The organism is Ruegeria sp. AK11 (genome assembly GCF_056541095.1).
In genome coordinates this window covers 1,424,486-1,433,563 of sequence record NZ_JBQFXU010000001.1, presented here as the reverse complement: position 1 = coordinate 1,433,563, position 9,078 = coordinate 1,424,486, and the positions used below count along the sequence as shown (strand labels likewise).

Genomic DNA, 9,078 nt, shown 5'->3' with positions numbered 1-9,078 from the left:
GACTTACTCGGCAACCTCGGTCACACCCACGAGGATATCACGGATTTCGGCTTCTTTGATGTCGTCATGCTCGGCAATCACGACCAGGCGCGAGCGGCGCTCTTCACCGGGCTCCCACGGGCGGTCGTATTGGTGACGAACCCGCGCGCCGACAGCCTGAACCAGCAGGCGCATCGGTTTGCCAGCGACGGCGGCATAGCCTTTGACGCGCAGGATATTCAGCTCAGTCGCAAGACGTTCGATTCTGGCTACCAGTTCCGCAGGGTCGGTCTGTTCCGGCAACTCGACGATGATGCTCTCGAAATCGTCATGCTCATGATCGTGATGGCCATCGTGATGTGACGGGCGCGCGTCCATGTCATCTTCGACGGCAGCCTCAAGGCCAAGCACGACACGTACGTCGACGACACCCTCGGCGACCTCGACAACGGGAAGCGGCCGCGGTGCCTCGGCGGCGATGATCTGTTTGGCTTTCGCGACACCTTCGGGACCTGCTAGATCGGGCTTGGTCAGCAGGATGATATCCGCGCACGAGATTTGATCTTCGAACACCTCGGACAAGGGTGTTTCGTGATCGATCGAGTCATCAGCCAGCCGTTGGGCATCCACCGCTTCAACGTTCGGAGCAAAGCGACCGGCGGCCACAGCCTCGGCATCGGCCAGCGCAATCACGCCATCAACGGTGATTTTCGAACGGATATCAGGCCAATCAAATGCTTTCAGCAGCGGTTTGGGCAGTGCAAGGCCGGATGTTTCGATCAGGATGTGATCCGGGCGCGGTTCCAGCGCCATCAGCGCCTCGATGGTCGGGATGAAATCATCAGCCACGGTGCAGCAAATGCAGCCGTTTGCCAGTTCCATGATGTTTTCCGCAGGGCAATCCGGTATCGCGCAGGATTTTAGAATGTCACCATCAACACCCACATCGCCAAACTCGTTAACAACAATCGCAAGACGCTTTCCCTGCGGGTTCTGCATCAGATGACGCACCAGCGTGGTTTTGCCCGAGCCCAGAAAGCCGGTGATCACGGTGACGGGAAGTTTTTCTAGGTTCGACATGATCTCAGCCTCCAATCGGGGGAATGCGCGAGGCGCAGTTTTTGCGGAAATGTTCAGGACGGTCGCGCCACTTCACCAGACCATCGTCTGTGGCCAGATACTTGGTCACACCATCGATGATGACATCGACGTGATCGATTTCGTTCAGGTTCTCGTAAACAAAGGTCCAGCGATCCGGCCCGCCCCGAAGAACGATGGAACAGCCCTGATCGCAGTTCGAAAGGCATTCGACCGGTTTCAGAGTAATACCATCTGGCAGGGCAGCCTGTTCCAAGGCCTTGTGCAACAATGTGCCGGGACGCTCAGCGTCATCCTCGACGGGCAGACCCCGGCGGCAAGTCGTGCAGACCAGTAGTTCTACCGGTGCGGTCTCGGTCATGTCTCTCATCCCCCCAAATCCTCTTCGCGGGGGACGGGGTTTCATGCGGGCACCACGTCTGCACATGGACCCGACACCGGAACACCCCGCCCGGTTTCAACTTCGGGTGTTGGCAGGTCTCCCGGCTTGCGGATGCCAGAGCGGTCGCTCTGTCGGATGTCCCGCCTTCCCGGCACAGGCCAGTGGCATTGGGCATCCTCTCCGGTCACGGTCGCGGGGGCGGCTGCGTTTGGCGGATGAACCGTTGACGCATTCCCTTTTCATCGGCTGTTGCCGACACCAACGTCCGGGACATGCGGCACCGCCGACCCGCTTGTCAAGCGGTTCGCGCGCAACAAATAAGCCAAGGTGAAAAAAGCGACCTGTAGGCGTCGTTCGGCGGCATGAAGTGCGTGTTCGGTATGTGGTCGCATGACGGGAAAACGACGAACTTGGAGATGCGTCATATGAAAGTGGGATTTATCGGTCTGGGTAACGTTGGCGGCAAGCTTTCGGGATCCCTTTTGCGCAATGGCATTGACCTGACTGTTCATGACCTGAACGCAGAACTGGTGGCCGAATTTGTCGCCAAAGGCGCAAAGGCGGCAGAAGGGCCCGCCCAGCTGATGCGCGATTGCGATGCGGTGATCACCTGTCTGCCGTCTCCGGCAGCATCGGACGCAGTCATGAAGGAGATGTTGCCCGAAGTGGGCCCCGGCAAGATCTGGATGGAGATGTCGACCACAGACGAAGCCGAAGTCAAACGCCTGGGTGCCGAAGTCATATCGCGCGGCGGTGCAGCAGTGGATTGCCCGGTTTCTGGCGGGTGCCACCGTGCCGCGACGGGCAATATCTCGATCTTTGCGGGCTGTGACCGGGAAACGTTTGAACGAATTCTGCCGTTCCTGACGACAATGGGTCGTCGGGTTTTGCACACCGGCGAACTGGGCTCGGCCTCGGTGCTGAAAGTGATGACCAATTATCTTGCCACCGCCAACCTGATCACCTGCGCCGAAGCACTGGTTACGGCAAAGGCTGCGGGGATGGATCTGAACACGACCTATGAGGCGATCAAAATCTCGTCCGGCACGTCCTTCGTGCACGAAACCGAAAGTCAGGTCATCTTGAACGGGTCGCGCGATATTTCCTTCACCATGGATCTGGTGAAGAAGGATATCGGTCTGTTTCAGGAGGTCGCCGACCGCGCCGGGGTGCCGCTGGAAATAAACCCGGTGATGATCAACATCTTTAACGATGGTATCGCACGCTATGGCGAACGCGAGCTTTCACCAAATATTATCAAGCGGCTGGAAGAGGCAACCGGCCTGGATATCACCGCCCCGGGCTTCCCTGCCGAAATGACGGATGATGAGCCGGAGGAGCCGGGATACGAGGTTGTGCCACAAGGGCGCGCCTGAACGTAAGGCACATACCAGACAAAATCGCGCCCCGTGAATGAGCAGGGGTAGGCAGGTGTTCCGAAAAACACGCCATATCTGGCCCGCAATTCGACAGAATCGCGGGCCTTGAACGTCTTGAAATACCGAGCGTCGCACGCGTGCACTGCGGGGTTAAGTCAGCGATTTGGATGTGATTGGAGGCGAGTACCGGAATCGAACCGGTGTACACGGATTTGCAATCCGCTGCGTCACCACTCCGCCAACTCGCCTTTTCAAGTAAAATCAAATACTTGCTGTGGTGTGACTGGGTTTTTAACAGCTTTCCTTTGGGGCGTCCAGTGGATTGCGTGCGAATTTGTCGGCAAGACCGAAATTTGCCGAAGTCCATGCCCAAGAAGGTGATCACGATTCAGGTTGCGGCAACAGGGGCGTTGCTGGAAAGTTCAGGATATGGCACAAGCCCGACATCTTTGGGAATGAGACGAGATATCCAATGACTGACTTCGCAGCCCGGCGCCGCACAATGGTTGATACGCAGATCCGCCCGTCTGACGTCACCAAGTTCCCGATCATTGAGGCGATGCTGAGTGTTCCGCGCGAAAGCTTCGTACCCGATTCTCAGCGCGAGGCGGCCTATGTGGACGGCCTGATTGATCTGGGTGGCGGGCGCAGCATGCTGGAGCCGCGGACCCTGGCTAAAATGCTGGACGTGTTGAACATATCCAAGGATGAGATGGTCTTAGATATCGCTCCGGCAATGGGGTATTCCACGGCTGTTACCGCACGGATGGCTGAGTTGGTCGTGGGTGTTGAATGCGACGAAACCCTTGCAACCGAGGCGCAAAACCTTTTGGCCGAAGCCGAAGTGCTTAACGCTATCATTCACGTTGGCGCGCTGGAACAGGGTGTGGCGGAACACGGTCCCTATGATGCAATCATGGTGCAGGGCGGTGTCGAGCAGGTGCCCGATGCCCTGTTGGATCAGCTCAAGGACCACGGTCGGATCGTGTGCCTGTTTGTCAACGGCAACCTGGGTACAGTTCGGATTGGTCGAAAAACCGGGGGCCGCGTCAGTTGGCGTGATGTGTTCAATGCCAATGCGCCGGTTTTGGAAGGTTTTTCGGCAGAGTGTGCATTTTCGCTATAGTCCGCCGATAGATTTTTCTATCGCCTTGATTAGTTGAAAAGAAGGCCGCAAACTGCCTGCAGGGCAGTGTAATTTCGTTTGAGAGGATTTTGGTATGCGTGGTTCGGCGACAGGTAAGCTGGTCAGGGCGTTTGCTGTGACCGCAGGACTTGCCATGAGCGTGATGCCAGGGCGTGCAGCGTGGGCAGACAACATAACGGATGCGTTCATCGGCGCGTATAACACCAGTGGTTTGCTTGAACAGAACCGGGCGTTGCTGCGCGCGGCGGATGAAGATGTAGCCATTGCGCTTTCTGCGTTGCGGCCAATCATCAACTGGACCGTGCAGGTCAGCCAGGATTACACCCGTTCGCGGGTCAATAATGTCGTGACGACAAACGAACCGTCGCGGTTCTTTTCGGGCCTGACGCTGAGCCAGCTTTTGTATGATGGTGGCGCGTCTGTACTAGGCAAGCAGTCGGCGCAGGAAACGGTGCTGTCGACCCGGCAAACCCTGATCGATATCGAACAACAGGTACTTATTCGCGCAGCAAATGCCTATCTGGGCGTTCTGCTGCAGGAAGAGACCGTGGCGATCCGCCAGAACAACGTGGATGTGTCGGCAGAGGAACTTAGGGCGTCGAATGACCGCTTCGAAGTTGGTGAAGTGACCAGGACCGACGTCGCGTTGTCCGAAGCACAGCTGGCAAGCTCTCAGGCGGATCTGGCAGTGGCACGCGGTGAATTGAGCATTGCGCAAGCCGAATACGTGAATGCAGTCGGAAAGGCACCGGGGCGAACGGCTGGTCAGCCGAGCCTGCCCAATCTGCCGCGTTCCGAAGCAGAAGCTGTGAATCTGGCGCAACGCAACCACCCGGCCATTCTATCGGCTCAGCATCAGGTCAGGGCGTTTGATCTGGTCGTGCAGCAACAGCGGGCAAACCTTGGGCCGAATGTCAGCCTGAATGCCGATGCTGGCGTGTCCGAGCGCTATGACAACAATGACTATGTGAACGACGCGACCGTGTCGCTGAACTTCACACAACCTATCTACGCGGGTGGCCGGTTGGCGGCAAATGTCCGCCGCGCAATGGCCAGCCGGGATGCCTCGCGTGCGAATCTGCTGAACGTTCAAAAGAACATCACGCAGGGTGTTACCGACCGGTATGCGGCGTTTCAGGCGGCCAGCGCCAGTCTGAGGGCGTCAACCGAGCGCGTTAACGCCTCGCAGGTGGCGTTTGATGGCATCCGGGAAGAGGCAACTCTGGGCGCGCGAACAACTCTGGATGTATTGAATGCACAACAGGATTTGCTGGATGCACAGCTGGCAGAAGTCGCTTCGCGCACCGAACGGTCGCGGGCTGCCTATCAGTTGTTGCAGGCGCAGGGCCTTCTGACAGCCGAGCGTCTTGGGCTGGCGGTGCAAATCTATGATCCGACTTTGTATTACAATCTGGTCAAGAATGCGCCGGCACAGGTCAGTAAGCAAAGCAAGGATCTGGATCGCGTTCTCAAAGCATTGCGCCGGGACTGATCGCCAATACTATCTGTTGTGAGGCGCGGATTGTTTGGCTACACTCGATCCAAGGATAGAGCGGTAGAGAACAATGTCTGATAATGTCGTGAAAGCAGGGATCGAAGACGTTCTGTCTTCGGTCAAACGTCTGGTCAGTGAAGACAGTCGTGATAAAACCGTCTCGGATCAAACGACTAAAGCACGAAAGCCGGGGCGGCTGGTGCTTACTGATGCTTTGCGGATCAGCACACCAGATCAATTGGGGGTGATTCCCGCTAAAGCTGTGTCGGAACCCGAAGTTTCAGATGCCGCCAAGCCCATGTTGTTGCGCACCTGTGACATCGTTCAGACGGGTCAACCTGCGAACGCTGACCAGGACAAGCCAGAAACAGCCGAGACGAAACACGCCCCGTCGGATGATGCAACAAACAGCCTGAGTGCAAAGATCGAAGCGCTGGAAGCGGCAATTGCGCAAACAGAAGATCAGTGGGAACCGGACGGTGACAGCCAGGATGCGTATTCGGGCACACCGTCACACGCGCTGCCATGGGATGTCGAAGAAGAATTTGCCGCTGCGATGTCGATTGATGCTGCCGGTGGTGACGAACCAGAGGCGGTTCAGCAGGCCGAAGACGCATCTTGTCAGGCGGAATTCATCCGGTCGTCTCAGGCTGTTGTGTCTGATGCTGATGCCGAAGAACCTGGTTCCGACGAAAATGTCAGGACGATCGACATGGATGAAGACGCTCTGCGCACCCTGATCGCAGAGGTTGTCCGCGCCGAGCTGCAAGGAACGATGGGTGAGCGGATTACACGAAATGTGCGCAAGATGGTCAGGCGAGAGATCGCCCGCGCTCTTGCGGCTCAGGATCTGGAGTAACTCTCAGCCACGGTGCGGGGGCTGCGCGAGGCTGAGCAGCAGGTCAAGGTCCATGTGGCGCTCCAGATGATCGGCCAGATCGTCCAGCGCTTGCTCGACGCCGTCCTCATAGGACAGGTCCGAGGTCACGCCTATCGTTGACAAATACCGCGCCCGGAATGCGTCGGACGAAAAGATACCGTGCAGATAACTTCCCTTGATCCGCCCGTTTGCGCTGGCCGCGCCTTCAGGGCGGCCTTCGACCTCAAGCCATGCATTGGTGCAATCCGGCCCGTCTGTATGGCCCATGTGGATTTCGTATCCGGTGACTGGCTCTCGGTCCGGCAACGCATGGGCCGTACGCAGGACAACTTGCTTTTGTCCTCCCATGACTGTGTCCACATCCAGCAACCCCAACCCGTCGACCTTACCCGGTCGACCGTCTACGCCATCGGGGTCGGAAATGGTCTTGCCCAGCATCTGAAAGCCACCGCAAAGACCCAGCACATGCCCGCCGCGCCGGACATGACCAAACAGGTCGATGTCCCAGCCTTGTGCACGGAAATAGGCCAGATCTCCGATGGTTGACTTGCTGCCCGGTAGCAAAACCAGATCGGCATCGCCCGGCAAAGGGTGTCCGGCCGGAATGATCTCGACGCTCACTCCGGGTTCGGCAGACAAGGGATCAAGGTCGTCGAAATTCGCCATCCGTTCAAGTTGTGGCACAACAACCTTGCATGTGCCGCCTGTGTGAGAACGGATGTCCATCATATCTTCGGCCGGAAGCTTCCAGGCGTCTTGAAACCATGGCACAACCCCCAGACAGGGCCATCCCGTTCGAGAGGCGATATCATCGCGCCCTTCGTCAAAAAGGGATACATCCCCCTTGAACCGATTGACGGCAAAGCCCTGAATTCGAGCAAGATCGCCGTCATCCAGAACCGCCTGAGTGCCAACAATTTGTGCAATCACACCGCCGCGGTGAATGTCGCCGACAAGTATCACCGGAATATTCGCAGCGCAGGCAAAACCCATATTGGCGATGTCACCCTTGCGCAGGTTTGTTTCGGCCGGGCTGCCCGCCCCTTCGATCAGAACCAGATCCGCGTCGCTGCACAATCGGTCAAAGCTTTCCAATGCGGCGCTTAGCAGTCTGGATTTATCCTTGCGGTAATCACCGGCTTTCATGGTGCCCGCGCGCTGCCCCTGAACAATGATCTGCGCGCCGGTATCTGTTTCGGGTTTCAGCAATACAGGGTTCATATCGGTATGTGTCGCCCGCCTTGCCGCCCGTGCCTGAAGGGCCTGCGCGCGACCGATTTCCCCACCGTTTTCCGTAACAGCAGCATTGTTCGACATGTTCTGCGGCTTGAAGGGCGCAACCCGAAGACCTCGCCGTGTGAAAGCTCGCGCAAGCCCTGCCACCAGAACGGATTTTCCGACATTGCTGCCGGTACCTTGAATCATGATGGCGCGAACCATGGATTGTCTCCTACCTGTCAAGGCGCAGATGACCTGATTTGGGCGGGCAGGGGAAGCCCCGAACTCACCCTGACGCCCGGGATAGTGGTGGGATACGCATAGAAAAACGCGCTCTGATGGCAGAGCGCGTTTTTTCTGAGTTGAAACAGCCTTGGATCAGGCAGCTTCAGCCTGCTGAGCGGCATTGCGACGCTCGCTTTCTTCACGCGACAGCGCGACCGAGGTCCGCACGCCACGGCCAACGAACTCCATCAGTCCGCTGACAACCCGCTCGTTCGGGTCGATTCCCGCGCAAGACAGCACTTCGCGTCCATCGCGCGAGCGCGCCCAACGGGCGATTTGTTCCGGGCCATTGCCATACTTCTTGTCATCGGCAATGGCGTCATCGAGTGCGGCCAACACAACGGCCGCGAAAAGTTTGCGAGCACGATTGCCTTGTTCGTTGTTAAAGGCAGTGCCGTCAACGAAATCTCTCATCTCGTCTTCCTTGTTTTTCTTGCTCTTGCAATTTTCGGCGTGACGGTCCTTATGACCGATAAAGTGCGATTCGGATACAGCTAATATGCATAGTTGCGTTGCGTCACTTGCATATCTCGCTGCACGTGCAGCACTAGGTTTGGTTGTCTTGTCAGGTATGTTCCCGCCAGATATAGGAGGCGCAACTGACGCATCAACCGTTTGTGAAGGAATTATGTAATGCCCAAGATAAATGGGAACGAAATTCGCCCCGGCAATGTGCTTGAGCATAACGACGGCCTTTGGGCCGCGGTCAAGGTTGACCATGTGAAGCCCGGAAAAGGCGGCGCTTTCGCGCAGGTCGAGCTGCGCAACCTGCGCAATGGTTCGAAACTGAACGAACGGTTCCGCTCGGCTGACAAGGTTGAGCGTGTGCGCCTTGAACAGAAGGATCAGCAGTTCTTGTATGAAACCGATGGCATGCTGGTCTTCATGGATGCCGAAACATACGAACAGATTGAATTGCCAGCGGATTTGCTGGGCGAGCGTCGTCCGTTCCTTCAGGATGGCATGACGATTGTTGTCGAATTCTACGAAAGTGAAGCGCTGAACGCGACGCTGCCGCAGAAAGTGACCTGCAAGATTGTCGAAACTGAGCCGGTCGTAAAAGGTCAGACCGCCGCGAACTCGTTCAAGCCTGCAATTCTGGACAATGGCGTGAAAGTCATGGTGCCGCCGTTCATCGGTCAGGATGAAATGATCATCGTGAACACCGAAACGATGGAATACTCCGAACGCGCGTGACGTTTCGTCGCTTTTAGT

9 protein-coding genes, 1 tRNA gene and 1 riboswitch are annotated in these 9,078 nt (G+C 57.2%); of the genes, 5 read left to right on the top strand and 5 right to left on the bottom strand.

Translation table 11 applies throughout. The features are described 5' to 3' along the window. Positions 1–3: 3 nt before the first annotated feature. Both cobW and ACR0D9_RS07215 read right to left on the bottom strand, forming a co-directional pair. Positions 4–1,059, bottom strand: a complete 1,056-nt coding sequence (gene cobW, locus ACR0D9_RS07220) for a cobalamin biosynthesis protein CobW (RefSeq protein WP_480484222.1) — start codon at positions 1,057–1,059, stop codon at positions 4–6. Positions 1,060–1,063: 4 nt separating this feature from the next. After that, complete coding sequence (locus ACR0D9_RS07215; RefSeq protein ID WP_209597011.1) at positions 1,064–1,438, bottom strand: DUF1636 family protein; 375 nt, start codon at positions 1,436–1,438, stop codon at positions 1,064–1,066. A gap of 94 nt (positions 1,439–1,532) precedes the next feature. Then, positions 1,533–1,737: riboswitch (cobalamin riboswitch) on the bottom strand. 102 nt (positions 1,738–1,839) lie between these two features. On the opposite strand from ACR0D9_RS07215, the gene ACR0D9_RS07210 reads away from it, so the two are divergent. Then, positions 1,840–2,835 (top strand): NAD(P)-dependent oxidoreductase, encoded by a 996-nt coding sequence (locus tag ACR0D9_RS07210; protein WP_267363687.1) that lies wholly within the window; start codon positions 1,840–1,842, stop codon positions 2,833–2,835. 177 nt (positions 2,836–3,012) lie between these two features. On the opposite strand, the gene ACR0D9_RS07205 is transcribed toward ACR0D9_RS07210, so the two are convergent. Next, positions 3,013–3,086 (bottom strand) — tRNA-Cys (locus ACR0D9_RS07205). A 224-nt stretch (positions 3,087–3,310) separates the two neighbouring features. Between ACR0D9_RS07205 and ACR0D9_RS07200 the strand changes: the two genes are divergently transcribed. The 3 genes from ACR0D9_RS07200 (at position 3,311) to ACR0D9_RS07190 (ending at position 6,339) form a co-directional block, all read left to right on the top strand. Then, a complete protein-coding gene (locus ACR0D9_RS07200) occupies positions 3,311–3,964 on the top strand; it encodes a protein-L-isoaspartate O-methyltransferase family protein (protein WP_209503353.1) in 654 nt (217 codons plus the stop codon). A gap of 94 nt (positions 3,965–4,058) precedes the next feature. Then, positions 4,059–5,477, top strand: coding sequence for a TolC family outer membrane protein (locus ACR0D9_RS07195; RefSeq protein ID WP_209503355.1), 1,419 nt, complete (start codon positions 4,059–4,061; stop codon positions 5,475–5,477). 73 nt (positions 5,478–5,550) lie between these two features. Continuing rightward, entirely contained in the window at positions 5,551–6,339 is a 789-nt protein-coding gene (locus tag ACR0D9_RS07190) for a hypothetical protein (RefSeq protein ID WP_209596939.1), read from the top strand. A 3-nt stretch (positions 6,340–6,342) separates the two neighbouring features. On the opposite strand, the gene ACR0D9_RS07185 is transcribed toward ACR0D9_RS07190, so the two are convergent. Both ACR0D9_RS07185 and ACR0D9_RS07180 read right to left on the bottom strand, forming a co-directional pair. After that, on the bottom strand, positions 6,343–7,800 hold the full coding sequence (locus tag ACR0D9_RS07185) for a cobyric acid synthase (protein ID WP_480484219.1): 1,458 nt from the start codon (positions 7,798–7,800) through the stop codon (positions 6,343–6,345). 156 nt (positions 7,801–7,956) lie between these two features. Then, entirely contained in the window at positions 7,957–8,277 is a 321-nt protein-coding gene (locus ACR0D9_RS07180) for a DUF6280 family protein (protein WP_037310273.1), read from the bottom strand. 219 nt (positions 8,278–8,496) lie between these two features. Here ACR0D9_RS07180 and efp point away from each other — a divergent pair, with 219 nt between their 5' ends. Beyond that, positions 8,497–9,060 (top strand): elongation factor P, encoded by a 564-nt coding sequence (efp, locus tag ACR0D9_RS07175; RefSeq protein WP_209503361.1) that lies wholly within the window; start codon positions 8,497–8,499, stop codon positions 9,058–9,060. The last annotated feature ends 18 nt before the right edge of the window (positions 9,061–9,078 follow it).